The sequence below is a fragment of the Rugosimonospora acidiphila genome (genome assembly GCF_039543385.1).
In the GTDB taxonomy this organism is placed as follows: domain Bacteria; phylum Actinomycetota; class Actinomycetes; order Mycobacteriales; family Micromonosporaceae; genus Rugosimonospora; species Rugosimonospora acidiphila.
Genome location: NZ_BAABJQ010000014.1, coordinates 53332 through 79158, shown reverse-complemented (window position 1 = coordinate 79158; position 25827 = coordinate 53332). Strand labels below are relative to the sequence as shown.

Annotated in this window: 23 protein-coding genes; 12 read left to right on the top strand and 11 right to left on the bottom strand. The window is 72.4% G+C overall.

Translation table 11 applies throughout. From position 1 onward, the window contains the following. Positions 1-175 precede the first annotated feature (175 nt). Positions 176-1651, top strand: coding sequence for a M28 family peptidase (locus ABEA87_RS22955; protein ID WP_345632693.1), 1476 nt, complete (start codon positions 176-178; stop codon positions 1649-1651). A gap of 286 nt (positions 1652-1937) precedes the next feature. After that, on the top strand, positions 1938-2936 hold the full coding sequence (locus tag ABEA87_RS22950) for an aldo/keto reductase (protein ID WP_345632691.1): 999 nt from the start codon (positions 1938-1940) through the stop codon (positions 2934-2936). A 292-nt stretch (positions 2937-3228) separates the two neighbouring features. Here ABEA87_RS22950 and ABEA87_RS22945 read toward each other — a convergent pair whose 3' ends face one another. From ABEA87_RS22945 to ABEA87_RS22925, 5 genes are all read right to left on the bottom strand, one after another. After that, complete coding sequence (locus ABEA87_RS22945) at positions 3229-4509, bottom strand: MFS transporter (protein ID WP_345632690.1); 1281 nt, start codon at positions 4507-4509, stop codon at positions 3229-3231. A 269-nt stretch (positions 4510-4778) separates the two neighbouring features. Then, positions 4779-5141, bottom strand: a complete 363-nt coding sequence (locus tag ABEA87_RS22940) for a hypothetical protein (RefSeq protein WP_345632688.1) — start codon at positions 5139-5141, stop codon at positions 4779-4781. A 76-nt stretch (positions 5142-5217) separates the two neighbouring features. Next, the gene (locus ABEA87_RS22935) at positions 5218-6081 is read right to left on the bottom strand and encodes a DODA-type extradiol aromatic ring-opening family dioxygenase (RefSeq protein ID WP_345632686.1); all 864 of its coding nucleotides are present in this window, start codon (positions 6079-6081) and stop codon (positions 5218-5220) included. Positions 6082-6093: 12 nt separating this feature from the next. Next, positions 6094-7065, bottom strand: a complete 972-nt coding sequence (locus ABEA87_RS22930; RefSeq protein WP_345632684.1) for a citrate/2-methylcitrate synthase — start codon at positions 7063-7065, stop codon at positions 6094-6096. Further along, a complete protein-coding gene (locus tag ABEA87_RS22925; protein ID WP_345632683.1) occupies positions 7047-8201 on the bottom strand; it encodes a CaiB/BaiF CoA transferase family protein in 1155 nt (384 codons plus the stop codon). The genes ABEA87_RS22930 and ABEA87_RS22925 overlap by 19 nt, the downstream gene beginning before the upstream one ends. A gap of 526 nt (positions 8202-8727) precedes the next feature. On the opposite strand from ABEA87_RS22925, the gene ABEA87_RS22920 reads away from it, so the two are divergent. The 3 genes from ABEA87_RS22920 (at position 8728) to ABEA87_RS22910 (ending at position 12184) form a co-directional block, all read left to right on the top strand. Continuing rightward, positions 8728-10188 (top strand): amidohydrolase family protein, encoded by a 1461-nt coding sequence (locus ABEA87_RS22920; protein WP_345632681.1) that lies wholly within the window; start codon positions 8728-8730, stop codon positions 10186-10188. 86 nt (positions 10189-10274) lie between these two features. After that, positions 10275-11192, top strand: coding sequence for an IclR family transcriptional regulator domain-containing protein (locus tag ABEA87_RS22915; RefSeq protein WP_345632679.1), 918 nt, complete (start codon positions 10275-10277; stop codon positions 11190-11192). A gap of 281 nt (positions 11193-11473) precedes the next feature. After that, positions 11474-12184 carry a VOC family protein gene (locus tag ABEA87_RS22910; RefSeq protein ID WP_345632678.1) on the top strand — a complete coding sequence of 237 codons (711 nt, stop codon included), beginning with the start codon at positions 11474-11476 and terminating at the stop codon, positions 12182-12184. A gap of 185 nt (positions 12185-12369) precedes the next feature. Here the strand turns inward: ABEA87_RS22910 and ABEA87_RS22905 are convergent, their stop codons facing one another. Together ABEA87_RS22905 and ABEA87_RS22900 are read right to left on the bottom strand one after the other, a co-directional pair. Continuing rightward, the gene (locus ABEA87_RS22905) at positions 12370-13356 is read right to left on the bottom strand and encodes a threonine ammonia-lyase (RefSeq protein ID WP_345632676.1); all 987 of its coding nucleotides are present in this window, start codon (positions 13354-13356) and stop codon (positions 12370-12372) included. A gap of 66 nt (positions 13357-13422) precedes the next feature. Then, entirely contained in the window at positions 13423-14556 is a 1134-nt protein-coding gene (locus ABEA87_RS22900; protein WP_345632675.1) for a glycosyltransferase, read from the bottom strand. A 544-nt stretch (positions 14557-15100) separates the two neighbouring features. On the opposite strand from ABEA87_RS22900, the gene ABEA87_RS22895 reads away from it, so the two are divergent. After that, positions 15101-16054 (top strand): sulfotransferase, encoded by a 954-nt coding sequence (locus ABEA87_RS22895; protein WP_345632673.1) that lies wholly within the window; start codon positions 15101-15103, stop codon positions 16052-16054. A gap of 89 nt (positions 16055-16143) precedes the next feature. Here ABEA87_RS22895 and lgt read toward each other — a convergent pair whose 3' ends face one another. Beyond that, positions 16144-17145, bottom strand: a complete 1002-nt coding sequence (gene lgt / locus ABEA87_RS22890) for a prolipoprotein diacylglyceryl transferase (RefSeq protein WP_345632671.1) — start codon at positions 17143-17145, stop codon at positions 16144-16146. Between the two features lie 273 nt (positions 17146-17418). Between lgt and ABEA87_RS22885 the strand changes: the two genes are divergently transcribed. The 3 genes from ABEA87_RS22885 to ABEA87_RS22875 are packed head-to-tail and all read left to right on the top strand — an operon-like array spanning position 17419 to position 19264. After that, positions 17419-18042 carry a TetR/AcrR family transcriptional regulator gene (locus ABEA87_RS22885; protein WP_345632669.1) on the top strand — a complete coding sequence of 208 codons (624 nt, stop codon included), beginning with the start codon at positions 17419-17421 and terminating at the stop codon, positions 18040-18042. Then, positions 18039-18494 (top strand): SRPBCC domain-containing protein, encoded by a 456-nt coding sequence (locus tag ABEA87_RS22880; protein WP_345632667.1) that lies wholly within the window; start codon positions 18039-18041, stop codon positions 18492-18494. The genes ABEA87_RS22885 and ABEA87_RS22880 overlap by 4 nt, the downstream gene beginning before the upstream one ends. Before the next feature lie 26 nt (positions 18495-18520). Then, positions 18521-19264 (top strand): hypothetical protein, encoded by a 744-nt coding sequence (locus ABEA87_RS22875; protein ID WP_345632665.1) that lies wholly within the window; start codon positions 18521-18523, stop codon positions 19262-19264. 41 nt (positions 19265-19305) lie between these two features. Here the strand turns inward: ABEA87_RS22875 and ABEA87_RS22870 are convergent, their stop codons facing one another. Continuing rightward, on the bottom strand, positions 19306-20202 hold the full coding sequence (locus ABEA87_RS22870; protein WP_345632663.1) for a DUF3419 family protein: 897 nt from the start codon (positions 20200-20202) through the stop codon (positions 19306-19308). A gap of 251 nt (positions 20203-20453) precedes the next feature. Here ABEA87_RS22870 and ABEA87_RS22865 point away from each other — a divergent pair, with 251 nt between their 5' ends. From ABEA87_RS22865 to ABEA87_RS22855, 3 genes are all read left to right on the top strand, one after another. Next, positions 20454-20993, top strand: a complete 540-nt coding sequence (locus tag ABEA87_RS22865; protein ID WP_345632661.1) for a (2Fe-2S)-binding protein — start codon at positions 20454-20456, stop codon at positions 20991-20993. Then, a complete protein-coding gene (locus ABEA87_RS22860; RefSeq protein ID WP_345632659.1) occupies positions 20990-23386 on the top strand; it encodes a xanthine dehydrogenase family protein molybdopterin-binding subunit in 2397 nt (798 codons plus the stop codon). The genes ABEA87_RS22865 and ABEA87_RS22860 overlap by 4 nt, the downstream gene beginning before the upstream one ends. A gap of 270 nt (positions 23387-23656) precedes the next feature. Then, the gene (locus ABEA87_RS22855) at positions 23657-24304 is read left to right on the top strand and encodes an HAD-IA family hydrolase (RefSeq protein WP_345632657.1); all 648 of its coding nucleotides are present in this window, start codon (positions 23657-23659) and stop codon (positions 24302-24304) included. Here ABEA87_RS22855 and ABEA87_RS22850 read toward each other — a convergent pair. Continuing rightward, positions 24267-24647: an STAS domain-containing protein gene (locus ABEA87_RS22850; RefSeq protein WP_345632655.1), complete on the bottom strand. Its 381-nt coding sequence runs from the start codon at positions 24645-24647 to the stop codon at positions 24267-24269. The two genes, ABEA87_RS22855 and ABEA87_RS22850, sit on opposite strands and share 38 nt — an antisense overlap. 307 nt (positions 24648-24954) lie before the next feature. Continuing rightward, entirely contained in the window at positions 24955-25815 is an 861-nt protein-coding gene (locus ABEA87_RS22845) for an AAA family ATPase (RefSeq protein WP_345632653.1), read from the bottom strand. Between the last annotated feature and the right edge of the window lie 12 nt (positions 25816-25827).

Genomic DNA, 25827 nt, shown 5'->3' with positions numbered 1-25827 from the left:
GCGCCCGGTTCGCGGCGCCCGGTTCGCGGCGCCCGGTTCGCGGCGCCCGGTTCGCGGCGGGCGGTTCGTGGTGCGCGGCGCCCGTCGGCATGGCCGGCGGGCGCGGGCGGGTAGGGCTTCGCATAGGGTATCGATTTCTGGACATGTATCGGTGGCATCGCGAGGATGCGAAGACATGGAGCTTCACGGAGAGCAGCCCAGCGAAGCACACAAGACCTCGACGCGACGGGCGTTCCTGTCCGCCGGCACGGCCGCCGCGGTCGCCGCCACCTCGGCGCCGCTCATCGCGGCACCCCTGATCGCCGACCCCGCCTACGCCGGCGGCTCCGGCAAGAACGGCGCCGCACCGGGACCGGGCGGCCCGGTGCACCCGCAGCGACCCGACCGCGAACTGCGCAAGCTGCTGAGCGAGGTGGACCGGCACCGGATCGAGGCCACCGTCAACCGGCTCGTGGCCTTCGGCACCAGGCACACCTCGTCGACCCAGACCGACCCGGTCCGGGGCATCGGCGCGGCCACCACCTGGGTCTACAACCAGCTGTCCGCGTACGCTGCCGCGTCCGGCGGGCGGATGACGGTGGAGAGGCAGTCGTTCCTCCAGCCCGTCTCCCCGTCGATCCCGGTACCCACCCAGATGACCAATGTGATCGCGACCCTGCGCGGCGACGTCTCGCCGGAGCGGATCTACGTGGCCACGGCGCACCTGGACTCGCGGGTGACCGACGTGCTCAACTTCACCGACGACGCCCCGGGCGCCGACGACGACGGCTCGGGCGTGGCGGTCCTGCTGGAACTCGCCCGCCTGCTGGCCACGCGCCACGTGAAGGCGACCATCATCCTCGGCATCGTGGTCGGTGAGGAGCAGGGGCTCTACGGCTCGGCGTTCATGGCGAAGCAGCTCAAGGCGGCCGGCGCGAAGATCCAGGGCATGTTCAGCAACGACATCGTGGGTGCCAGCAGCGCCTTCGACGGCACCCCGCCGGACCCGCACACGCTGCGCCTGTTCGTGGAGGGCGTGCCGACCTCGGAGACGCCCGGCCAGGCCGCCACCCGGCAGTCGGTCGGCGGCGAGAACGACGGGCCGTCCCGGCAGCTCGGCCGGTTCGTCACGAGCGTCGCCGACAACGACGACACCGACATGCGCATCCGGGTGATCTGGCGGCGCGACCGGTACCTGCGCGGCAGTGACCACGTCTCGTTCCTCCAGCAGGGCTACCCGGCCGCGCGGTTCACCGAGCCACGGGAGAACTACAACCACGAACACAACGACGTGGCGGTGGTCGACGGCGTCCAGCACGGTGACCTGCCGCAGTTCTGCGACTTCGCCTACATGACCCGGGTGGCCAAGGTGAACGCCACCACGCTGTGGTCGCTGGCGCAGGCGCCGGGCACGCCGGCAAACGCCCGGATCGTCGCCACCACGCTCACCAACCTGAGCACGCTGACCTGGACTCGCGGCACCGAACCGGACCTGGCCGGGTACGAGGTGCTGTGGCGGGAGACGACGGCGGACGACTGGACGAACGTGATTTCGGTCGGCGACGTCACCACCGCCACCATCGACCTGGTCAAGGACAACGTGTGCTTCGGCATCCGCGCGGTGGACACCGCGGGGCACCGCAGCCCGGTGGCCTCCCCGCAGCCGAGCTAGTCGGCGGACCTCCACCCGCATCGACAGCCCCACGACACCGGTGCGCCGGGCCGATCCGATGGCCCGGCGCACAGTCGTACCGGTCGCCATCGGGTACGCCACCCACGGGCACCCCACCCACGGCTGCGCTTCCGCCATCGGCAGGCCCCGCTCAACAGTGTGAGAGACCGACGGCGGCCGAGGGAACGAGATCGCCTGTGGCGGCGCACGCCCACCGGCGACCGGTCGGTTGACGGAATGCGGATTAGTGTTGCTCCGGATCAACCAGTGTTGAGGAGTAGCACCTATGAAGCACGTCTCCCTTGGTGGCCTGGACGTCTCCCAGCTCGGCCTCGGATGCATGGGGATGTCCGCCTACTACGCCGGCGCCGGCAGCGACGACGCGGAGTCGATTCGGACCATCCGGCGCGCGATCGACCTGGGCGTCACGTTCCTGGACACGGCCGAGATCTACGGGCCGTACACGAACGAGGAGCTGGTGGGGCGGGCCATCGCCGGCCGGCGCGACGAGGTGGTGCTCGCCACCAAGTTCGGCCAGATCTCGCACCGGGGCGGCAACCCGCAGCCCACCGGCGACATCAACAAGATCCGGAAGCTGGACAGCTCGCCGGAGAGCATCCGGATCGCCGTGGACGGATCGCTCAAACGGCTGGGCGTCGACCACATCGACCTGTACTACCAGCACCGGGTCGACCCGGGCACGCCGATCGAGGACACCGTCGGCGCCCTCGCCGAGCTGGTGGCGGCCGGCAAGATCCGGTACCTCGGGCTGTCCGAGGCGTCCGCCGACACCATCCGCCGCGCACACGCGGTGCACCCGGTCGCGGCGCTGCAGACCGAGTATTCGCTGTGGACGCGGGACCCGGAGCAGCAGATCCTGCCGCTGACGCGCGAGTTGGGCATCGGCTTCGTGCCGTACTCGCCGCTGGGCCGAGGCTTCCTCACCGGGCGGTTCCAGTCCCGCGCCGACCTGGCCGACGGCGACTTCCGCAGCAGCAACCCGCGGTTCGCGGAGGGCAACTTCGACCAGAACCTGCGCATCGTCGAGGAGGTCCGGGCGGTGGCCGCCGAGACCGGCGCGACCCCGGCCCAGGTCGCGATCGCCTGGCTGCTCGCGCAGGGCGACGACATCGCCCCGATCCCGGGCACCAAGGCGGTCTCCCGCCTGGAGGAGAACGCCGGGGCCGCTGGCATCACGCTCAGCGCGGCCCAGCTTTCCCGGCTGTCCGCCATCGCGCCGCCGGTCGGCGAGCGCTACGCGGACATGTCCTCGATCGACCGGTAACGGCCCGCGGCGCGGGGCGGCCGGCACGGGCCGCCCCGCTCCGTCCGCCGGCGTGCCCGGTCGATTCACCGGCTCCGGTCCGCCTCCCGCGCGGCGGTCGGCGGCGGCCTCGCGGTCGGCGCGGGGCTTCCCGCGCCGGCGCTCGGCGACGGCTTGCGCCGCGGCGCTCGGCGCCCGGGGCTTCGGCCGCAGTGGTTGGCGAGACCTGCACCGCGACGGTGGCGGGGCTTGCGCCGCGACGGTCGGCGACGGCTGCCGCCGCGACGGTCGGCGGCGGCGCGGTGGCGGAAAGTCAGGAGCGCGCGGACGCGGCGGCCGGTTCGGCCGCGCTCTCGGGAGCGGGAGCGGGGTGGCCCCGGTCGAGGCGGGCCAGCAGCGGGTAGGTCACCAAGCCGACGACGAGGGTCGGTACGCCGCCGACCAGCAGGCTCGAGCGGGCACCGAAATGCTCGCCCGCCCAGCCGATGATCGGGCCGCCGATCGGCGTGGAGCCCAGCCAGGCCAGCGCCCACAGCGCCATCACCCGGCCGCGCATCTGCGGTGCCGCCGCCAGCTGAAGCGCGGTCTTGGCGTACGAGTTGAAGGTGACGCTGCCGTACCCGACGAACAGCAGCACGCCGAACAGCACCGGCAGCGTGGGGGACAGCGCCGCCGCGGTGATGGCGATGCCCCAGCCGATCGCGGCGGTGGCCAGCCCGCGCATCCGGACCCGGCCCTTCGCCGCCGACACGAGCCCGCCGACCACCGCGCCGGCGCCCATCACCGATGTCATGGCGCCGTACATGCCGGCCCCGCCGTGGAACGTGTTGTCGGCCACCAACGGGAGGCTGACCTGGAACTCCCAGGCGAGGGTGCCGATGATCGCGATCATCATCAGCGGCAGCGCGAGCTGTGGGGTGCTCCGCACGTAACGAAGCCCGGCGCGCAGCTGCCCGCGTTCCCGGCGCGGTCGTGGCGACTGCCGCAGCTCGCCGCTGGACATCATCGCCAGGGTGATGAGCACGGCCACGAACGACACGGCGTTGAGGCCGAAGCACAGCGCGAGGCCCAGGCCCGCGGCGATCACACCGCCGAACGCCGCGCCGAAGATGCGGGCCATGTTGACCATGACCGAGTTGAGCGTGACGGCGTTCGACAGCTGCTCGGGCGGGACCAGCTCCGAGATGATCGACTGGCGGGCCGGGTTGTCGAAGACGTTGACGAAGCCGAGCATGCCGGCGAGCACGTACACCATCGGCAGGTTGATGACGTGGGTACCGACCAGCACCGCGAATGCCGCGGCGAGCAGCCCCGAGGCCGCCTGGGTGACGTAGAGCACACGGCGCTTGTCCAGCCGGTCGGCGATCACGCCGCCCCAGGGCCCGAACAGGAACATCGGCGCGAACCGCGCCGCGGTGGTCAGGCCGAGCGCCGTTCCGGAGTGGGTGAGCTGCAAGACGAGGAACGACTGCGCGACGGTCTGCATCCAGGTGCCGCTGACCGAGACGAGCTGGCCGATGAAGTACAGGCGATAGTTACGGGTCGACAGTGACGCGAAGGTGGCGCGTCCCATCGTGCCGAGCCGTGACCTCATGAGCTGGTCGGGATTTGCTGCAGCACGTACGGGCCCTCCGCCAGGTCTCGCACCCCTTCATGGCCAGAAACACTCGGCGCGGGTGGCGCTCGATGACGTCAGTCCCCAAGTCCCCAAGCCCCGGGCAGATGCCCGCGCGGCCGAGTCATGATTCAGTATATCGGATATATTCCGGCCGGAACGGGGCGCCCCCAGTGGCATCCAGCACGTTGGGCCGGACGCCGGAGGCTTGTGGCCTCCGGCGTCCGGTGGGGGGTGGGGAGCAAAGTTCAGGTGGCGATGTCCGGATAGGGCAGCGTGAAGTGGCTCAGTTTCCGCGCGTACTCGCGCTGGAACGCGAGCGGCTCCTCGTGGTCGCGCTCGAACATGGCGATGAACAGCGTCAGCGTCAGGAACGGATGCGCGCCCAACTCGAACAGTCGCGGATAGTCATGCGTGCCGAGCGCCTCGCGCTCGGCGTCGGTCAGGCGTAGCCAGGTGCTGGCCTCCGCGGGGTGGCAGTTCAGCAGGGCGTTCGCGCGCTCGGCCTCCCACCACGCGACGGTGCCGCGCGGGTCTTCCCGGTACCGCTCCACGAGTTCGGGATCCCGGTCGACGGTGTAGAGGAACTTGTCCAGCAGGTAGCGGCTCATGCCGGATCCTCGCTCCGCTGCGGTCCGGCATGAGGCACAGTCGCACTGCAATTCCGAATCGCTCGCTCACGCTCGCTCATGCCGGCGCTCCGTTCGGGTACCAGGTGAAGTAGGCCTCCATGGTGTGGAACAGGTCGAGGGTGTCGACGTAGTCGGCCTTCGCCCCGGCCCCCGCCACGCCCATCATCAGCATGAAGTCCATGAAGCCGTGGGTGGCGTTGCCCGGCCCGTGCAGGCTGTCGAGGGTCACCTCCGACAGGCAGCCGTCCAGGTCGCCGGTCGCGATCCACTCGACCGCCCGCCGGTCGAACTCCGGATCCGGCCCGTGCGGCCCGAACTGGCGCGGCCCGCCCAATTCCAGCGAGAGGTGGCCGGTGCCGATGATCGCCACCCGCAGCTGGCTGGGCCAGGACTCGACAATCTCGCGGATGGCGCGGCCGAGCGCGACGAACCGTCCCGGCCGTGGCAGCGGCGGCGCGAAGATGTTCGTGTAGATCGGCACGATCGGCAGGTCCGCCTCGGGCCGCAGGGTGATGATCGGGCAGGTCACGCTGTGGTCGATGCGCAGCTCGTTGCTGAACGCCAGATCGAAGCCGGCGTCGAGGCCCTCGCGCAACAGGTGGGCGGACAGGTCCTCCTGTCCGCGCAGCAGCATCCGGGGCAGGCCGAACTCGCGCTCCTCGTTGTACCAGTTCGCGTCGTAGAACGGGGCCTTGCCGACCAGGAACTGCGGCATGTTGTCCAGCCACAGCTGGTGGAAGTGGTCGGAGCCGACCATCACGAGCACATCGGGTTTCGCCCGGGTCAGCGTCTCCCGGAACGCGTGAATCTTGCGTACCCACTCGTCCGCGAATGGCGGCCGGTCCTCGCCGGTGGCCGTGCTGGCCCGGTAGTAGAACGGGTGGTGGGTGGAGGCGATGACCGCGACGACGGTGGCCATGGCCGGCTCCTCTCAGGCGCCTGAAGCGTTCTCCGGCGGGACGACGGGACTGTTCGGGGGCTCGTAGCGGGCGTTGCGGTCGACGGCCAGGTAGATGTCCATGCCGATCGGGTTGCGCCGCTCCTCGGCCAGGTGGCCGAGCAAGCCGGCCGCGCGGGCCAGCAGCGCGAAGCCGCGCAGCAGGTCGATGGGCAGACCGAGGTCGGCGAGGGCCGCGCCGCACACCCCGGCGCCGTTGAGCGGAAGGGTACGGCCGAGTACCCGCGGATGGACCCGGCCGATCGCCTCGAACAGGCGCAGGTGCGGGCCGCGCAGCCCCTCCTCGTCGGCGATCCGGATGAGGGCGGGCGTGCGCGGGTCGCCGCCCTTGTGGACGGGGTGGCCGAGCCCGGGGATGAACCGGCCGGCGGCCCGCGCCTCGGTGACGGCCGCGAGCGCGACGGCGTCCCAGCGGGCATCGTCCCACCCGGCCCAGTCCGGGGCGCCGTCGTCCGGCTCATCGCCGTGCGGGTTCATGCCGTGCGGGTTCATGCCGTGCGGCTCGGCCCCGGCCCCGGCGCCGGCCGGATCGCGGCCGTCCGCGGCCGGATCGGTGAGCCGCGCGTCCGCGGCCGGATCGCTGAGCCGCGCGAGCGCGTCGGCGAGGAACCGCCCGCAGTCCTCGGTCACGCCGAGGAAGCGGGAGCCCCCGCCGAGCAGCCCGGCGGCGAACGCGCCCTGAAGCGCCTCGGGTGCGCTCAGGTAGGTCAGCCGGGCGGCGATCGCCGTGGGGGTGAAGCCGTGGTCGGCGAGCGCCACGAGCACCGTCTCGAAGACCCGCACCTCGCCCGGGGTTGGGCGGCGGCCGGCGACCAGCCAGTACGCGAGTTCGCCGAAGCCCACCTTGCCCATCAGGTCCGCGGCGAGGTCCTGCCCGAGCAGGCGGATAGTGGTCGCGTCGGACGTGCCGATCGACGTGGGGAAGCTCAGTCGCTCGTCAGCCACCTGCGGATCTCCTCACCGTGTTCGTCGAGCCCCGGCGGTGGCAGCTCGTACCGCGCCGGCGTTTCCGAGAAGCTGATCGGGTTGCGCACGCCGGGCACCGCCGACGGGCCCTCGCCCACCGTGACCACCGGCCGCAGGCCGAGCTCCTCGGCTAGCGCCACGCCACCGTCGATGGTGTTGATCGGCGCGCAGGACACTCCGGCGGCGAGCAGCTCGCGGAACCACTCATCCTTGGTGCGCGTGCGCAGCCGCTCGACCAGCAGCGGCCGCAGCTCGTCGCGGTTGGCGGTGCGATCCTGATTCCGGCCGAACCGCGGGTCGTCCGGTAGCTCGGGCAGGTCCAGCACCTGGCACAGCCTCCGGAACTGCCCGTCGTTACCGGCGATGACGATGAGCTCACCGTCGGCGGTCGGCAGCGGCTCGTACGGGAACAGGCTGGGATGCGCGTTGCCCATCCGGTACGGCACCACGCCGCCCGCGACGTAGCCGCTGCTGTGGTTGACCAGACCGGACAGGGCCGACGAGAGCAGGTTGACCTCGACGTGCTGCCCGCGCCCCGACTCGGTGCGATGGTGCAGCGCGGCGAGGATGCCGATGGCCGCGTGCAGCCCGGCCATCACGTCGAAGACCGAGATGCCCGCACGGTACGGGGGGCCGTCCGGGTCGCCGGTGAGGCTCATCAGGCCGGAGATCGCCTGCACCATGAGGTCGTAGCCGGGGTACGCGGCGCCCGCGCCGGTGCCGAAGCCGCTGATCGAGGCGTACACGATGCCGGGGTTGCGCGCGGAGACGGCCTCGTAGTCCAGCTCAAAGCGGTGCAGGCCGCCGGGGCGCAGATTTTCGATCATCACGTCGGCCCGATCCGCCAACGCCCGCGCGACGGCCAGGTCCTCGGGTGACTTCAGGTCCAGCGCGATCGAGCGCTTGTTGCGGTTGACGCCGAGGTAGTAGGTCGAGACGTCGTCGCGCACCGGGGGCATCCAGGTGCGGGTGTCGTCGCCGCCCGGGCCCTCTACCTTGATGACCTCGGCGCCGAGGTCGGCCAGCAGCATGGTCGCGTACGGTCCGGCCAGGATGCGGGAGAAGTCGGCGATCAGCACTCCGCTCAGCGGCCCGCCGCCCCGTGCCTCGGTCATGGTCGCGCCTCCGGCACACCCCGCGTCGCTGCCGCCGGTCGCGTCACGGAGCGTCGCTCGGGCGCGCTCGCTGCTCGCGTCATGCTCGCTGCTCGGTCACGGTGGGGGCTCCGTCATGGTCGGTACGCTGGAATCCGCTCGGGTGCGGTGCGGTGCGGTGCGGTGCGATCGGATCCGATGGTTGCGCGGGATCCGCTCGCGACGCTGAGTTCGCCGGTGGATCGGGTCGGGTCGGATCGGGTCGTGGATCGAATCGGTGCGTCGATCGGGTCGGGGCGTCGATGGTGTCCGCACTGCGGACCACTGTCCGTCGCAGCCAGTCTCTGCCGCCCCGGGCGCCCTGTCAATCGCTTGACGCGACCACGCTCTGCAACTGTAGAGGCCACGCGTCGCGGGCGCGAACGGTGCTCAAGGCCCCTTGACGTCGTCGGCGGCCGGGATGACACTTGGCGTCACTCGACCTCCGACCGCGCAGCGGACGGCTGTCCGCCCCGCCGGTACTCATTGTCGAATTGGAGTGAGCGGGATGAGTTCAAGCGACGAGCGGGAGCCGGTAGCCGGCCGCCCGGTACTTTTTCGTAACGGCCTGGTCCTGACGATGGATGACGCGCACACGGTCCTGCCGGGAGCGGATGTGCTCGTCGTCGGGGAGCGGATCGCGGAGGTCGGCGTCGGACTGGCCGCGCCGGACGGCGCCCTCGAGATCGACGCCTCCGGCGGCATCATCATGCCCGGGATGATCGACACCCACCGGCACATGTGGCAGACCGCCATGCGGGGGTACGGCGCGGACTGGACGCTGACCCAGTATTTCGTGTGGTATTACCTCGAGTCCGGCAAGCTGTTCCGGCCCGAGGACGTATACGCCGGCAACCTGCTGGCCGCCATCGAGTCGATCGACGCCGGGGTCACCACTACCGTCGACTGGTCGCACGGCCTGCAGACGCCGCAGCACGCCGACGCGGCCGTCGACGCGCTCGAGGCCGTGCCCGGCCGCTTCGTGCTGGCGTACGGCAACATTCAGCAGGGGCCGTGGGAGTGGGCGACCAGCCCGGGGTTTCGCGACTTCGTCGAGCGGCGCGTGCACCGCGGCGACGACATGCTCGGCTTCCAGCTGGCGTTCGACGTCACCGGTGACCCAGCGTTCCCGGAGAAGGCCGCCTTCGAGGTCGCCCGCGAGTTGGACGTGCCGGTCACCACCCACGCGGGCGTGTGGGGCGCGACCAACGACGACGGCATCCGGCTCATGCACGAGGGCGGCTTCATGACGCCGTCGACCGTCTACGTGCACGCCGCCACGCTCACGCCCGACTCGTACCACCGGATCGCCGCCACCGGCGGTTCGGTCTCGGTGTCCACCGAGAGCGAGCAGAGCGCCGGGCAGGGATACCCGCCCACCTGGCAGCTGCGCCATCACGACATCCCGGTGTCGCTGTCCATGGACACCAGCGTGTGGTGGAGCGGCGACCTGTTCTCGGCGATGCGGACCACGCTCGGTGCCGACCGTTCCCGCGAGCACCTGGAGGCGCACGGTCGCCAGGAGACCATCACCCACTGCCACCTGCGTGCCGAGCAGGTCGTCGAGTGGGCCACCCGAGGCGGCAGCAGGGCGCTGGGGCTCGACGCCAGCGTGGGCAGCCTGGAGGCGGGGAAGAAGGCCGACGTGGTGCTGATCAAGAATGATCACTCGCCGGCGATGTTCCCGATCCTCAACCCGTACGGCCACGTGGCCTTCCAGGCGCAACGCGGTGACGTGCACTCCGTCGTGATCAATGGTCGCCTGGTCAAGCGCGAGCACCGGCTCGTCGGGATCGACCTGGCGAAGGCGCGCGACGGCGTCCAGGCCACGATCGAGCACCTGATGTCCAGCATGGGCGCCGACGCATGGACGAAGGGCATGAACCCGGACATCCCGGCGACGAAGGTGCTCGACAACCCGTACACGTACACCGCGTGGGACGCGGGCACCGCCCAATGGAAGCATTAGCCTTCGGTTTTCCGGGCTGACGCGTTCGCGGATCGGCGGATGTGCCCGGGTCGGTGGCGATTCGAGAACGGACGGTAGACGGCGCGATGGCACGGGAGACGGGACCCGACTTCATCGAAGCCCTGGCTCGCGGGCTCGACGTGCTGCGCTGTTTCCGGCCGGGGGAGCCGGTCATGACGCTGAGCGAGGTCGCCGCCGCGACCGGCCTGGCCCGCCCGACGGCCCGGCGCATCCTGCTCACCCTCGACGAGCTCGGGTACGTGCGTGCCGCCGATCGTGGCTTCGCGCTCACTCCCCGGGTGCTCGACCTGGGCATGGCCTACGTCAACTCGCTGGGCATGTGGGACATCGCCCGGCCGCACATGCGGCGCCTGGTGGAGCAGACGGACGAGTCGACCTCCGTGGCGCAGCTCGACGGCAGCGACATCGTCTACGTCGCCCGGGTCGCGGTACCGAAGATCGTCACGCTGGCGGTCACGATCGGCACCCGCTTCCCGGCGCCGGCCACGTCGATGGGGAAGGTGCTCCTGGCCGCCCTGCAACCGGCGGAACTCACCGACGTCCTCGCGAACCCCAGCCGGTCGGGCATCGCCGCCCGGTGGCAACCCGAGCGCGATGAACTCGACCGGACGCTTCGCGAGGTCCGCGCACGCGGCTGGGCACTGGCGGATCAGGACCTGGCCGCCGGCATCCGCTCCGTCGCCACCGGCGTACGCGACGGCGACGGCCGGGTGGTCGCGGCCATCAACGTCACCGTCCACGCGGCGGAGACCTCGATGGAGAAGCTCACCGGGGAGCACCTGCCGCGCCTGCTGAGCACCGCCGCGGACATCAGCCGGGACTGGGCCCTGCGGGACACCGTGCCGATCATCGTCCAGGAGTCCGCTACCCGCCACGCCGCCAACCGTCGCAACACCGGGGGCGCGACCGTGGCCGGGGGTGCCGACCCCGAGGCCCCGGGAGGCACACCGGTCCGGGATGCCGTCTTCGACCCCGCGCGTTAGTGCCGGAACCAAATCCGGGTCGAGTGTCCGAGCTGGTGTGATCGGGTCGCCCGCCGAGGTCGGGTCGTCGTCGCGTGCCGGGCCGCCCGTCGCGGTCGGGGTCATCTGCCGCGGTCGGGTCGTCTGCCGCGGTCGAGTCTCCGCTGCGGTCGGGTCTCCGCTGCGTCGAACGAGGCGGCAACCGCTGAGGGGCCGCTGCCCAATTCCGGCCCGGTCCACCGTCCGGAGGACGGGCGAGCCGTTTCCGGGCATGATGAGGTGACTCAGGAGGGGAGTGTCCGATGATCGGCACGTTGCGCGCGGTGGTGGTCGACGCACCCGACGTACGGCGGCTCGCCGCGTTCTACACCGCTCTCGGCGGGTGGACCGAGCAGTACGCCGACGAGGGCTGGATCGCGATGGATACCGGGGACGGGTGGCGCGTCGCCGCCCAGCGCAGCACCGACCACGTGCCGCCGCGGTGGCCCGACCCGGCGTACCCCCAGCAGGCGCACCTGGACCTGCGCGTGCCGGACCTCGACGCCGGCGAGGCGTTGGCGGTCGAGCTGGGCGCCCAGCCGCTGCGCAAGAGCGAAAACTGGTACACGCTGGCCGACCCGGCCGGGCACCCGTTCGACCTGTGCCTGTTTCCGGCGAAGCAGGAGACCACGCTGATGGGCGTGATGCTCGACTGCCCGGACGCCAAACAGCTCAGCACGTTCTACGCGGAACTCCTCGGCAAGCCCGTCACCTACGAGGGCGAGGGCGTGGCGATGATCGGTGAGGACGGGGCGCAGCCGGTGATGTTCCAGCAGATCACCGAGTACCACGCGCCGCGCTGGCCCGACCCGGCGCACCCGCAGCAGTTCCATCTCGACGTCACCGTGGACGACGTCGACGCGGCCGAGGCGGCGGTGCGCAAGCTCGGCGCCACCTCGCTTTCCTTCAGCGGAGTGAACTGGCGGGTCTACGCCGACCCGGCCGGCAAGCCGTTCTGCCTCTGCTGGGACTGACCGGATCCCGTTGCGTCGATCGAACGGTCGCCGGCCCCGGCGAGCACAACCGCGATCCGACCGCGCTGCGACGACGCGGCCGGATCGACGCCCCAGACTCCGCCCGCGCCGGGCCGGCGCGGCGAGTCCGGGGAGGCGAGTCCGGCCGGGCGAGTCCGGGGAGGCAGCGATTGGCGGGGCGGGGCTCAGACCGCTTCGGCTACCTTGTCGAGACGTGCCAGACCGGCCGGGGCGACGTTGCCCCCGGACAGCACCAGCACCGTCGTACCGGTACCCGTACCCGTAGCGCCGGCGGTGGGGTCGACCAGCCCGGAGCGCAGCGCGGCGAGCCCCACCGCGGCCGACGGCTCGACCAGGAGCTTGCTCGCGTCCAGCAGCTCCCACCAGGCGCGCAGGATGGCGTCCTCGGGGATCTCGATGATCTCGTCGACCAGCGCGCGCACGTGCGCCAGCGTGTGCTCGCCCGCGAACGGGGCGGTCAGGCCATCGGCGATGGAGACCGGCCGGGACGGCAGCGGCGCGGGCGCGTCCATCCGCAGCGCGTAGGTCATCGCGTTCGACGTCACCGGCTCCACCCCGATCACCCGGGCGCCGGGCCGCAGACCCTTGACCGCCGCCGCCACGCCGCTGATCAGCCCTCCGCCGCCTACCGGCACCAGCACCAGGTCGGCGTCGGGCGCGTCCCGAATGATCTCCGCGCCGACCGTTCCCTGGCCGGCGATGATGTCCGGGTCGTCGAACGGGTGCAGCAGCGCGTACCCCCGCTCGCGGGCAACCTCCTGGCAGGTGCCGAACAGGTCGTCCGTGAACACGATCTCGCCGCCGTACCGGCGGACGGACTCGACCTTCGTGACCACCGCGTTGGGCGGCATGCACACGACCACGGGGAGCCCGAGGGCGCTCCCGCCGAACGCGGTGGCCGCGGCGTGATTGCCGGCGGAGAACGTGGCGACACCCTTGGGCAGTTCGCCGCGGGACTGCCGCGCCAGCAGGGCGTTGAAGACGCCGCGAACCTTGAAGCTGCCGGCATGCTGAAGGTTCTCCGCCTTCACCGCGACGGGTACCCCGAGGGTCTGGCTCAGCCGGGAGGAGGGCAGCAGGGGAGTGGGTACGATCCGGCCGTTCAGGCGGGCCGCTGCCGCAGCGATGTCGTCGATGCTCACCAAGCGCATGGGTGCACGATACGTCCGCGGCGCCGAGACGGTGGACGGCTACCTACGGTGGAGGCGCCACAGCCGCTACCCCGCCGAATACGTGCGTCCCTTCCAGGCGCCGCCGCGTCCCCGGTAGTGCTGCACGGCCGAGTCCACGGTCATCGCCAGGTACAGCGTCGCGGTGAACGGCAACGCCAACGCCGCCGGCCACGGCTGCCGGTAGTAGCGCAGCATCGGCGCGTACGTGGCGGCCATCAGCAGCCAGCCGGCGGCCCCGGCCGCGAGCACCGGCACGTCGCCGGTGAGCGCACCGACCACAGTGGACACCGGAGGCACCAGGAACACCAGTGCCAGCCCCAGCACGGTACCCGCGAGCACCACCGGGTTGTAACGCAGCTGCGAGTACGCGCTACGGGACACCATCCGCCACAGGGTGTCCAGGTGCGGGTACGGCCGGATCGAGTCGACCCGGTCGGCGAGCCCGAGGAAGGTGCGCCCACCGGCCCGCTTGAGCAGCCGCGCCAACGCCACGTCGTCGATGACCGCGCCCCGGATCCCGTCCAGCCCGCCGGCCCGCTCCAGGGCGGCCCGGCGCACCAGCCCGCAGCCGCCGGCCGCCGCCGCCGTGCGGGTACCGGGCCGGTTGCTCCACCGGAACGGGTACAGCAGGGCGAAGAAGTACACGAACGCGGGCACCACCACGCGTTCCCAGGCGCTGGCCACGCGCAACCGGGCCATCTGCGAGACCAGGTCGAGGTCGTGCCGCTCGGCGGCGCGCACCAGGGCGGCCAGCGAGTCCGGCCGGTGCGCGATGTCCGCGTCGGTGAACAGCAGGTAGTCCACCGGCCCGGCCTCGGCCACGCCGGCCCGCAGGGCCCAGAGCTTGCCGGCCCACCCGGTCGGCGGCTCACCCGGATCCACGATGGTCACCGTGGGCCACCGCTCGGTGACCAGCGCCCGGGTGCCGTCGGTCGAGTTGTCGTCGGCCAGAATCACCCGCACCGGGCCCGGATACTCCTGGCCGGCGAGCGTGGGCAGCGTGCCGGGCAGGATGGCCGCCTCGTCCCGCGCGGGTACGACGACGGCCACCGACGGCCAGTGCTGCGGGGCCGCTCCATCCGGCAGCCGGACGTCGGTGCGCCAGAACATCCCGCGCGCCAGCGCCAGCCAGACCCAGGCCAGCAGCGCCACGCCGGCCAGTACCAGGAGGATCGCCACACCGGCAGCCTGCCAGCCCGCGAGCCGCCGATGGCCGCGGGGGCGGGGCCGGTGCGGTGGAACCGGCGGCGGGAACGGGGCGGCGGCACCGGCGGCGGCAACCGGGCGGCGGCAACCGGGCGGCGGCACCGGGCCGGTCGTGGCGCGGGCGAACACGCCGGTGCCTTTCGGGCCAGACCCCCATCAGACGGATCACAGCGGGCTTTGAGTTACTATCCACCGTGCCCGCAGCATGTTTTGAGCTATGAGGTCGAGTATCGGCTACACGCCACGCGCCGCCGTCTCGCCGGCCGGCCCGTGGTCGCCGCTCGGCGACAGTGGCATCGAGCGGGCGAACGGATGACCGGCGGAGCAGGGGGCGGCATGCAGCCACGGGCGACCCGCGTGCCGACCGTCTCCGATCGGCGCCCACGGGCGCGCCGGCCGCGTGCGGCGGAAGGTCATCACCGCCCGTGAGAATCCTTCCTCATGTCGCTGCCCACCCGTGCGGGCCGCCGCGCTCCGGCACCGTCAGCCCTGGCGAGAACCTACCGGGAGAGTCATTGTGAACACCGCCTCCGTACCCGCCGGAAGCCCCGAGCGCGGCTCGCTGACCAAGGTGGTCTACATCCTCGGTCGCGGTCGCAGCGGGAGCACCACCCTCGGGCAGGTGCTCGGCGCCGGCAACGGCTTCTTCTACGCCGGTGAGATCCGGTACCTGTGGGATCCGGTGCTGACCCACAACACCCCGTGCGCCTGCGGCGAGCAGCTGTCCGAGTGCCCGGTGTGGGGCAAGGTGCTGGCCGAGCTGACCCACATCGATCTCGACCAGATCGTGCGTTACCAGCGGGAGGTGCTCCGGGAGTCGAACCTCGTCCGGCTGATGCGCACCCGCCCGGACCAGGCCTGGCCCGCCCTGGCGGCCTTCCGGGACGCCACCGACGACCTCTACTCGGCCATCGCCAAGGTGACCGGCTGCCGGGTCATCGTCGACTCCTCCAAGCGGCCGTCGCACGCCCTCGTGCTGCGGTACGCGCCCTCCCTGGCGCCGTACTACGTGCACCTGGTGCGTGACCCGCGCGCGTCGGCGTACTCGTGGCGCAACCGGCAGTACAGCGGCGGCGCTGGCGACCAGATCCGGCAGCGTTCCTCCTTCGACGCGACGCTGCGCTGGCTGCTGCTGAACGTGAGCTCGGAACTCATCACGTACCGGACCGGCCGGGAGCGCCTGCGCCGGATGAGGTACGAGGACTTCATCGCCGCCCCGCGCGACACGATCGCCGAGCTGGCCGACTGGGTCGGCGAGACCCTCGACGAGTCCAGCTTCGCCGACGAGCGCACGGTACGCGTGCCGGTCAGCCACGCGATCGCCGGCAACCCGGTGCGCAGCCGCACCGGTGAGGTGGTGCTCAGGGACAGCGGCGAGTGGCAGCGCAGCCAACCGTCGCGGGACCGGCTCATCGCGACCACCGTGGCGGCGCCGGTGCTGCACCGCTACGGCTACCCGTTCAAGCCCTGAGCGCGGTCAACACCCTGGGCGCGGTCCAAGCCCTGGGCGCGGTCAACACCCTGGGCGCGGTCCAGGCCCAGGGCGCGGTGGCGCGGGTCTCAGCCCGCCTCGGGTGAGACCGGCCCGACTCCGCCCCGCACGCGCGGCCGGGCGTTGCCGTCGGTGCCGCTCCCGCTCCCGCCGTCCGGTTCGTCCCCGCCGTCGTCGCCCGCCTCGGTGGCGGCCCGCCCGCCGAGGTCCGGGCCCGCCGAGGCGTCCCGGAGGAGTCCTTCGGACTGTTCGCCCACGCCACCACCCGGCTCGGCCGGGTCGCTCCGGCGCCCCCGCTGCAGCAGCGCGAACCAGGCCAGACCGGCCGCGGTCAGCACCGAGGCGATGTAGAAGTTCAGCCGCAGGCCGAGGAAGTGCTGCGAGGGGTCCACGCGCAGCGTCTCCTCGAAGATGCGAAACGCCGAGTACCCGGCGACGTACAGCGCGAACAGGCTGCCGGTGCGGACCCTGCCACGCCGGCCGAGCCAGACCAGGAACCCGGCCAGCGCCAGATCCCAGACCAGCTCGTACAGGAACGTGGGGTGGAACGTCGGGTCCTGGAGGAATCCGGCCGGACGGTGGGCGGGAGAGATCTCCAGGCCCCAGGGCAGGTTGGTCGGTCCGCCGGTCAACTCCTGGTTGAAGTAGTTGCCGATCCGGCCGATCGCCTGGGCCACCAGCAGCGCGGGCGCCAGCGCGTCCATCATGGCGGTGACGCTGACCCCGGCCCGGCGCAGCCGCCAGACGCATACGAGTGTGCCCAGGGCCACACCGCCCCAGATGCCCAGGCCGCCGTCCCAGACCGCGAGCGGACCCCACCAGTGCGGCGGGATGAACTGCGGCGTGGTCAGGTCGAAGTAGATGCGGCCGCCGACGATCCCCGCCGGCACGCCCCACACGGCCATCTCCTCGATCAGGGACGGATCGCCGCCCATCGCGCGCCACCGGCGGCGGCCGATGAGGATGGCCAGGGCGATGCCGACGAGGTACATCACCCCGTAAAAGTGGACGAAGAGCGGTCCCAGGTGGAAACCGTTCTGCGACGGGCTCGGGATGGATGCAAGCGGCATAGTCCGAGGGTATTGCGTGATCCGCCGAAGCCGCCCCCGCCGCGGGGCGCGGCGATCACAAACTAATTTCGCTACTCTAGTTGCGTAATTGGCGCCGGCCGGGCTACCGTCGCGTCCACTGACGCCGCCCGGCGGGCGGGGCCGCAGGCCGGTCCGCGCGGGCCAGAGCCGGTCCGGGCGACGGGACCGGTCCAGGTGACGAGGCCGGGCCGATCCGGGCCGGTCCGGGCTGCGGGCGACGGGCGACGGGCAGATGAGCGGAGCGGGGGGCGCATGGTGCGGGGACGGCCGCGGGACGCCACCGTGGCGGACCGGGTGGTCGCCGTGGCGGCGCAGCTGCTGCGCGAGGGCGGGTACGCCGGCTTCACCATCGACGAGGTCGCCGTCCGGGCCGGGGTGGCCAAGACCACGCTGTACCGGCGCTGGCCGAGCCGCGACCATCTGGTCGCCGAGGCCGTCGCCGCCCTGATGGCGGAGGTGTCGCTGCCGGACACCGGCGACGTCCGCGCCGACCTGAGGCGGGCCACCCTGGCCGTCGCGGCCGGGCTGCGCGAGCCGCGGACCCGTGCGCTGATCGCGGAGCTGGTCGCCTACGGCGCCCGCCACGACGACCTCGGGGCGTTCCTGCGGGAGCTGTGGGCGCGCCGGCGGCAGGCCACGGGCGAGCTGATCGAGCGCGGGATCGCCGGCGGCCAGCTGCCCGCCGGTACCGATCCGGCGCTGCTCATCGACGCGCTGACCGGCCCGCTGTACTACCGGACCCTGATCACCGGGGAACCGATCACCGACGAGTACGTGGCCGCGCTGACCGACGCGGCCCTGGCCGGGGCCGGTTCGCACCGCGCGGGCACGCGCGACGCCTCCGGCGTGGCCGGCGAGTGCCGGGAGGCGCGATGAGTCTGCTGTCCTACGAGGTTCGGGCCGAGGCCGAGGTGGCCGCCACCGCCGAGGAGGTCTGGCGGGTGCTGACCGACCTGCCCGGCTACCCCGACTGGCACCCGGCCATCGTGGAGACCAGCGGAGCGCTGCGGGTCGGCGCCCGCCAGCGGGAGGTGGTGCGCGCCGGCAACGGGCGCACGCTCACCTTCCGGCCGGTGCTGACCGTCGTGGCGCCGGGCCGGGAGCTGACCCGGCGCGGCCGGCTGCTCGCGCCGGGCATCTTCACCGGCGTACACAGCTACCGCATCGAGCCCGCCGGAGACGGCCGGGTACGGGTCATGCAGGCCGAACGGCTGAGCGGAGTGCTCGTACCGTTCCTGCGCGGACGGCTGGCCACCGACACGCGGGCACAGTTCGAGGCGGCCCTCGCCGGCCTGGCCGCCCGGCTGGAAAAAGATCGCCGGCGGTAGATTGTCCGCGACCGAAGGGAGGCCGGATGGGTGACATCGCGGTCGCGTCCGGACGTGAGGCGGCGCCCGAGGCGGCCCAGCCCCTGGACTACTACCTGGTCCTCGCCGAGGGCGGGCCGGCGGCCAGGCCCGACGGGTTGGTGGTCGAGGAGTTCGTGCTCGCCGAGGACCATTCGGCGCTCGCGCTGGCCAGCGCCGGGTGGGGTCCGTCCGACGACCGCTGGTGGAGCTCGGCGGCGCTGAGCCGGACCATGCGTACCGATCCCGAGCTGCGCGCCCGGGTGGTTCCGGTCGACCGCGACGATGCCGGGGACGTCTACCGCCGGCTCGGCGGCGGTGAGCTGCCGGACGAGGAGACGCTGCGGACCCACTTCAGCGACCAGGCGAGGCTGGCCGATTCGGCGCCGCTGTGGCTCGGCACCGAGGCGCCCCCGGACGGGTACCGGGAGAAGCGGGTGTACCGCGTCCTGTTCGCCAAGGAGTTGACCGCGCCACGGCTGGCGGACCTGTCGGCGCTGTGGGGGCTGGAGCCCGCCGGCGACGTGCGCGACCCGGGGACCCGGGTGGTCGGCACGGCCCGGCGGGCGCGGGACGGCGACCTGTTCACCTGGGACCTGCGCCGGATCGGCGAGGACATCGCGTGGTGCCTCGACGTGACGGCGTACCTGGCGACCGGCCCGGGACACTCGATCGGGCACCTGCTGTCGGAACTGCGGGCGGCGATGCGCCGCCAGGGGCTGATCCCGGTGACCATCGAACGCTTCGCCTGACCCCGCGCCGGCGCCGGCGTGGATCGCTTGCCGCCGGGGCTTCAGGCTTCGATCGCCACGTCGGTGACCGAGCCCCACAACACCGAACGGTCGGGCAGCGCTCGGCCGGCCAGCGGCGGGCGGTCCCGGAAGCTGCGCACGACGACCGGGCCGCCGGGCCGCAGGGCGTGGCGCAGCGCGGCGCGCAGCCGCTCGGTGAAGGCCGGTGGCGGCCCGTCGAGCACGTTGGACAGGGTCACCGCGTCGTACCCGCCGGCCGGCGCCCGCTCCAGGTGCTCGATCACGTCGGCGTGTACCCACTCGATGTCCGCACCCGGCGCCGCCGCGGTCGCGGTCGCCGGGCCGGGGCCCTCGCGGCCCAGCAGCAGCCGCCACACCCACGGGTTCGTCGCGTTCGGGTAGCGCCCGACGGTGGCCTCGATGCGCCGGCGCAGCACCACGTCGAACCGCGGCGGCACCAGCCGGTGCAGCCCGGCACGCAGGATGCCGGCCAGCGGCCCGGCCGGTCGCAGGCCAACCCCCATCAGCGCCCGCAGCAGCGGCCGGTCCAGCTCACGCCGCCACCGCCGGGCCTGCTCCGCGGGGTCGTCCAGGGCCAGGAATTGGGCCATCGCGGCCGGCCGCCAGGCCGGGACCGCGGCGGCGGCCGCGGCGCGCCCGATGGCCATCAGCCGGTCGGCCGTGCCCGTGACGGTGGGCCCGCCGGCCACCCGGGCGCGGGCGTAGGCGAGCTGGATGGGGTTGATGTCCACGGCCGTGACGCGATGGCCGGCGCGGGCCAGCGCGGCGGCGGTGTCGCCGGCCGACGCGATCGCCAGCACCCGGCTCGCGGGCGGAAACAGGGCCAGCTCGACCGCGTGGTCCTCGTACATCCGGCCGAACAGCACCTGCGGTCGCCGCCCGGGCGTCAGCCGCCCCGCCTCCCACGGGCTGTCCATCCGCCCCTCCGTTCCGGCCGCGGCTCACACGCGGCCACCCGCCACCCGATCCCGTTTGACGCAGAGTAGCCGGGAGGGCGGGGCAGCGGACGCCGGGATGCTGCCCACACCCATCGACCGCCGTACTATCACCTGTCACCCGTAGTGACGGAATGAAACATGTTGGTAACGGCTCCCGTTGCGGTGAACGATCGCCGGGCGGCGGTGCGTGCCTCACGATCAGAACCGCCCAGGTACACAAGGAGTTGAATGTGCCAACCCCTCTGACCCGGAATCTGATCGTGAATGGCCGGCGGCGCAAGGTCTCCGTGCCCGATGACGCCGAGCCCCTGCTGTACGTGCTGCGGGAGCAGTGCGACCAGCGAGGGCCGAGGTTCGGCTGCGGTGTCTCCCAGTGCGGAGCCTGCACAGTCATCGTCAACGGCACGGTGACCCGATCCTGCGTCACCGATCTGAACACCGTGCCGGACGGGGCGTCGATCCAGACGCTGGACGGCATCGGCACCGAGCAGCGGCCGCACCCGTTGCAGCAGGCGTTTGTGGACCAGCAGGCGGGCCAGTGCGCGTTCTGCATCAACGCCATGGTCATGGGCGCGCTGGGCTGGATCGAGTCGCGCATCGCCGAGGGCAACCGGGCGGTCCCGTCCCGGCAGGAGATCACCGACTACCTGTCCGGCGCGGCACCCGGCTCCACACTCAACTACCTCTGCCGGTGCGGCACCCATACCCGCATCGTCGAGGCCATCCATTCCGGCGCGGCCCAGATGGTCAGAGAGCGGGTGAAGCGGTGAGCGCGGCCGAGCTGTCCCGCCGGGGATTCCTGAAGGGCGCCGGGTCGCTGGCCGTCGGGTTCGCCCTCGTGCCGGCCCTCGGGCTGCGCGATGTCGCGGTCGCCGCGCCGAGTGGCAAGGGGCCGAAGGGCTCCGGACCCGGGCACGACCGCCAGCTGCGGGTCGACCCGGTCACCCACGCGGGCGCCGACGACGCCTGGCTCATCCTCACGCCGGGCACGACCACCATCTACAGCGCCAGGGTCGAGCTGGGCACCGGTGTGCAGACGGCGCTGACCCAGATCGTGCTGGAGGAACTGCGGCTCGGCCTGCGCGGGGTGAACTTCGTCCAGGGCGACACCATCCTCACCCCGTCGGCGTCCACCACCGGCAGCAAGTCCATTCAGGACGGTGGCCCGCTGCTGCGGCAGGCCGCGGCAACGGCCTACCAGGCACTGCTCGGCCTCGCCGCCGAGGATCTGCGGGTCGCGCCGAACCAGCTCCGGGCCCAGGACGGTGAGTTCGTCGTCATCGGCTCGAAGCGCCGGGTCAGCTATGACCACCTGCTGGGCAAGGCGCACCTCCTGCTGACGTCGGACGCCATGGCCCCGGTCGTGGCCCCGTCGAACTACCGGATCGTCGGGCAACCCGTGTCGCGCGCCGACCTGCCCGGCAAGGCCCACGCCACGTTCGCGTTCGTCAGCGACGTGGTGGTCCCGGACATGCTGCACGGCAGGGTGATCCGGCCGACCGGGCGGAACTCGACGTTCTCCTCGATCACGCCGGACTCGCTGGCCCGCGCGCAGGCCATTCCGGGCTTCGTGAAGGTGGTGCAGCGGGGCAACTTCGTCGGCGTGGTGGCCACCTCCGAGTACGCCGCCTCGGTGGCCGCGGCGCCGGCCACCGGGATCGTGGTGGAGTGGGAGCCGGGGCCGGCGCTGGCGCCGCAGGAGACGCTCGACGCCGCGCTGCGCGACCCCGACAACCACTACCTGGACTACACCGACCAGAACGTCGGGGATTTCGCCACCGCCTTCGCGGGCGCGCAGCGGCAGCTCACGGCGCAGTACTTCAGCCCGTTCCAGATGCACGGCGCGATGGGCGCGTCGTGCGCGGTCGCCGACGTGCGCGCCAAGCCCGATCCGGTCACCGGAGTCCAGGCCACCATCTGGTCCGGCACCCAGAACGTGTACGGGCTGCGGGGAGTCCTCGCCGCGCTGCTGTTCGGCTCCGCCGACGACGTCGAGAAGGTGTACGTCAGGTACGAGGAGGGCTCCGGCTGCTACGGGCACAACGGCGCCGACGACGTCTCGGCCGACGCGGCCCTGCTCTCGCAGGCGGTGGGCCGGCCGGTCCGGGTGCAGTGGACGCGGCAGGACGAGAACGGCTGGGAGCCGCTGGGCGAGGCGGCGTCCCACGACCTGGAGGCCGGCATCACCGGCGGCGAGATAGTGGCCTGGCACCACCGGCTCTACGCGCTGACCGCCAACAGCCGGCCGGGCGCCAACAACCCGGGCACGGTGCTGGCCGGCACGCTGATGGGCTTCCTACCCAACGATCTGCCGAACAACTCCCACGACTCGTCCGGCCGCAATTCGCCGGTCACGTACGACTTCGCGAACGTACTGACCGACGCGAAGCTCGTGCGCAGCTTCAACACCGACCCGGCCAGCCCGGCCAAGGCCACGGCGCCGCTGACCTACCGGTTCCTGCGCACCACCGCCCTGCGTTCGCTCGGCGGCTTCTCCAACTCGTTCGCCAACGAGTCGTTCCTCGACGAGATCGCCCACGCCACCGGGCGAGACCCGTTGCGGCTGCGGCTCGACTCGCTGTCCACGGATGCCCGGGCGCACGCCGTCGTCGCCGCGCTCGAGCCCTACTGGGACAAGCGCCCGGCCGGCGGGCACGGGATCGGCGCCGGGATCGCGTTCCACCAGTACGAGGTGGCGTTCACGTACGTCGCGGCGTACGTGGAGGTCCGGGTCGACCCGGCGAGGGGCGTGATCAAGGTCGACAGGGTGGTCGTCGCGCACGACTGCGGCCTGGTGATCAACCCGGACGGGCTGCGCAACCAGATCGAGGGCAACGTCATCCAGGGCGTGAGCCGGGCGCTGAAGGAGCAGGTCACGTACGGGCCGGTGAACGGTACCGCGCACACCGGCGTCACCAGCGTCGTGTGGGAGACCTCGTCGTTCCACCCCGGCCCGCAGTACTCGGTCGTGCGCTTCGACGAGGTACCGAAGATCGAGGTGATCCTCATCAACCGGCCCGACCAGCCGGCCTGGGGAGCCGGCGAGCCCACGATCGGCACCATCGGCGGCGCGATCGGCAACGCGGTGTTCGCCGCGACCGGCAGGCGTATCCGGCAACTGCCGATGACTCCGGACGTGTTCCTGGCGGCGCCGACCGAGTGACGCCGAACCCGGTGAAGCCGACTCGGTGACACCGGACCCAGTGACACCGGACCCAGTGACACCGGACCCAGTGACGCCGGACCCGATTGGCGGCCCTGTGACGCCGGGCGGCGGGCGCGCCCCGCTCGCCGCCCGGCCTGCCCTCGGTTAACCGCTGTTTCATCCTGGTTTCACCGATTGGTCTCCAACCATGCCCGCTCCACGAATTCGGGGCGAATTCCGATGCGCCGGACCGCACGACCTGGGGCGATGCGCGGTACGGTGCTGCCCATGCGGCTGAACTGCCAGGCGATCCTGGTCGACATCGATGGCACCCTGGTGGACTCCGCCGGTGCCGTGACCCGGGCGTGGTCCCTCTGGTCCAAGGAGTACGGCGTCGACGTCGACGCGGTGCTGCGCGTGTGTCAGGGCCGCCGCAGCGAGGACACGGTCGCCGAGTTCCTGCCCCAGGGGCAGCGCGAAGAGGCGCTGCGCCGGCTGGACGCGCTGGAGTTGGCCGACCTCGCCGAGGTCGTCGCCCTGCCCGGCGCGCACCCGCTCCTGGAGAGCCTGCCCTCCGGGCGGTGGGCCGCCGTGACGTCCGGCAACCGGGCGCTGATGGGCGCCCGCCTGGCCGCCGCGGGACTGCCCGTCCCCGAGGTGGTGGTCGCCGCGGACGACGTGAGCGCCGGCAAGCCGAGCCCCGAGGGATACCTCAAGGCCGCCGCGGCGCTCGGCTACGACATCGACAGGTGCGTGGTGGTGGAGGACTCGCGGGCCGGCGTGGCGGCCGGCCGCGCGGCGGGGGCGTGGGTGGTCGCCGTCGCTACCACCCATCCGGCCGCGCAGCTCGGCGTGGCCGACATCGTCGTACCCGATCTGACCGCGCTCACCGTGGACGTTATCGCGGGTGGCCTCCTGCTGAGGATCGCGAGCTGATGGGCGGCGGGTACGACTCCGGCCGCCCCCGCCGGGCGGCCGGGTGGCTCAGCAGGCCGTGATCGGCCAGCTCGGCGGCGATGCCCACGCTGGGGTTACGCAGGGTCAGGGTGAGGTGCATGTCCGGCGCCGCCTCGTGGGCGGCGATCAAGGCGCCGACCGCGGTCGGGTCCAGGCTGGTGGCCCGGGCGAAATCGACCACTATGCGGCGGCGCCGCTGTCGCATGAGAGCGTTGATCAGCTCGCGGCGGAGCTGATGGCTGCCGGTCTCGTCCACATTCCCACGCAGCGAAATCACCACGCTGTGGGCGAAGATCCGGGAGCTGACGGTGGGGGCCACCATCACTACCTCCGGGTCGGTAGGTTCATGCCGGCTTAACGTTACGGCCGGGCGATCGTGCTTATCCAGCCTCCCGGGGCTGCGAGCTGGTCACAGTGATCATAAGCGCGAATATATGGTGACCCTGCGTGACTGATTGCGGACTGTACCGGCTCGTAGCGGGCGTCGCCGCTGAACAACGCGTGAACGCCGCGCCCGTGCCCGGATCGCGGGTGGCCGGGCCGCGGGTGGCCAGACCGCGGGTGGCCGGTCCGCGGGTAGCCGGGGCGCGAGTCCCCGGCACCCGACGACGCCGACCCGGGTGGTCGACTCAGCCGAGCCCGGATCGGGCCAGCGGGGCGGTGCCCAGGATCCGCGTCACGTACTGGCGCACCGCGAAGTGCTCCGCGTCGCGCAGGCTGCGCACCTTGCCGTCCGCGATGGCCCGTCCGATGCCCGACTCGATCGCGGCCAGGTCATCGGGGGTGAGCCCCTGGTCGCGTACCCGGCGCAGCGCGACGCTGGTCAGCGCGTCGGGGGAGGGGTACCCGATGTCGTAGCGCAGGAACCGGTCACGGATCGCCTCGTCCACGAGGTCCGGCCGGTTGGTGGTGAGCACCAGCGCGGTGCGGCTGGTGTCCAGGTCGTCGACCGCGTGGAAGAACACGCTGTCCTGGGAGAAGTGCCACTCCTTGGCCTGGTCGCCGCCGCGCGCCATCAGGATCGACTCGATGTCGTCGAAGATGAGCACCGAGCGCTGCCCGTGCAGGCCGAACCCGTGCCGCGCGGCGTCGAAGAGCTCACGGATGCGCTTCTCGGTCTCGCCGTACTTGGACCGGGCGAGGTCGCTGCCGTCCACGACGACCGCGGCCACCCCGTCGCGCCCCGCGGCGCGGGGGAACCGCCGGACCAGCTCGTACGCCAACCGCCGGGCCAGCGTGGTCTTGCCGACGCCGGGCGGCCCGCTCAGCAGGAACCCGCGTACGGCGCCCCGGCGGATGTCGTGGCGCCACTGGTGCTCGACCAGCGTGGTCTGCTCCGCGACGAGGGGCAGGTGCAGCTCGTCGAGCAGTTCGCCGGAGCCGCCCGCCGCGGTCGGGTCGCCGTCGCCGAATTCGCTGCGCAGCCGCTCGAGGTCCAATGCCGTACCCGGGTACGCGGGGAACCCGTGGTCGTGGTGGTGCTCACTCATGCGCGTCCTCCA

Coding starts and splice junctions, on each gene's coding strand:
- ABEA87_RS22955 (WP_345632693.1), top strand. CDS start 176: ATGGAGCTTCACGGAGAGCAGCCCAGCGAAGCACACAAGACCTCGACG.
- ABEA87_RS22950 (WP_345632691.1), top strand. CDS start 1,938: ATGAAGCACGTCTCCCTTGGTGGCCTGGACGTCTCCCAGCTCGGCCTC.
- ABEA87_RS22945 (WP_345632690.1), bottom strand. CDS start 4,509: ATGAGGTCACGGCTCGGCACGATGGGACGCGCCACCTTCGCGTCACTG.
- ABEA87_RS22940 (WP_345632688.1), bottom strand. CDS start 5,141: ATGAGCCGCTACCTGCTGGACAAGTTCCTCTACACCGTCGACCGGGAT.
- ABEA87_RS22935 (WP_345632686.1), bottom strand. CDS start 6,081: ATGGCCACCGTCGTCGCGGTCATCGCCTCCACCCACCACCCGTTCTAC.
- ABEA87_RS22925 (WP_345632683.1), bottom strand. CDS start 8,201: ATGACCGAGGCACGGGGCGGCGGGCCGCTGAGCGGAGTGCTGATCGCC.
- ABEA87_RS22920 (WP_345632681.1), top strand. CDS start 8,728: ATGAGTTCAAGCGACGAGCGGGAGCCGGTAGCCGGCCGCCCGGTACTT.
- ABEA87_RS22915 (WP_345632679.1), top strand. CDS start 10,275: ATGGCACGGGAGACGGGACCCGACTTCATCGAAGCCCTGGCTCGCGGG.
- ABEA87_RS22910 (WP_345632678.1), top strand. CDS start 11,474: ATGATCGGCACGTTGCGCGCGGTGGTGGTCGACGCACCCGACGTACGG.
- ABEA87_RS22905 (WP_345632676.1), bottom strand. CDS start 13,356: ATGCGCTTGGTGAGCATCGACGACATCGCTGCGGCAGCGGCCCGCCTG.
- lgt (WP_345632671.1), bottom strand. CDS start 17,145: ATGCCGCTTGCATCCATCCCGAGCCCGTCGCAGAACGGTTTCCACCTG.
- ABEA87_RS22885 (WP_345632669.1), top strand. CDS start 17,419: ATGGTGCGGGGACGGCCGCGGGACGCCACCGTGGCGGACCGGGTGGTC.
- ABEA87_RS22880 (WP_345632667.1), top strand. CDS start 18,039: ATGAGTCTGCTGTCCTACGAGGTTCGGGCCGAGGCCGAGGTGGCCGCC.
- ABEA87_RS22875 (WP_345632665.1), top strand. CDS start 18,521: ATGGGTGACATCGCGGTCGCGTCCGGACGTGAGGCGGCGCCCGAGGCG.
- ABEA87_RS22870 (WP_345632663.1), bottom strand. CDS start 20,202: ATGGACAGCCCGTGGGAGGCGGGGCGGCTGACGCCCGGGCGGCGACCG.
- ABEA87_RS22855 (WP_345632657.1), top strand. CDS start 23,657: ATGCGGCTGAACTGCCAGGCGATCCTGGTCGACATCGATGGCACCCTG.
- ABEA87_RS22850 (WP_345632655.1), bottom strand. CDS start 24,647: ATGGTGGCCCCCACCGTCAGCTCCCGGATCTTCGCCCACAGCGTGGTG.
- ABEA87_RS22845 (WP_345632653.1), bottom strand. CDS start 25,815: ATGAGTGAGCACCACCACGACCACGGGTTCCCCGCGTACCCGGGTACG.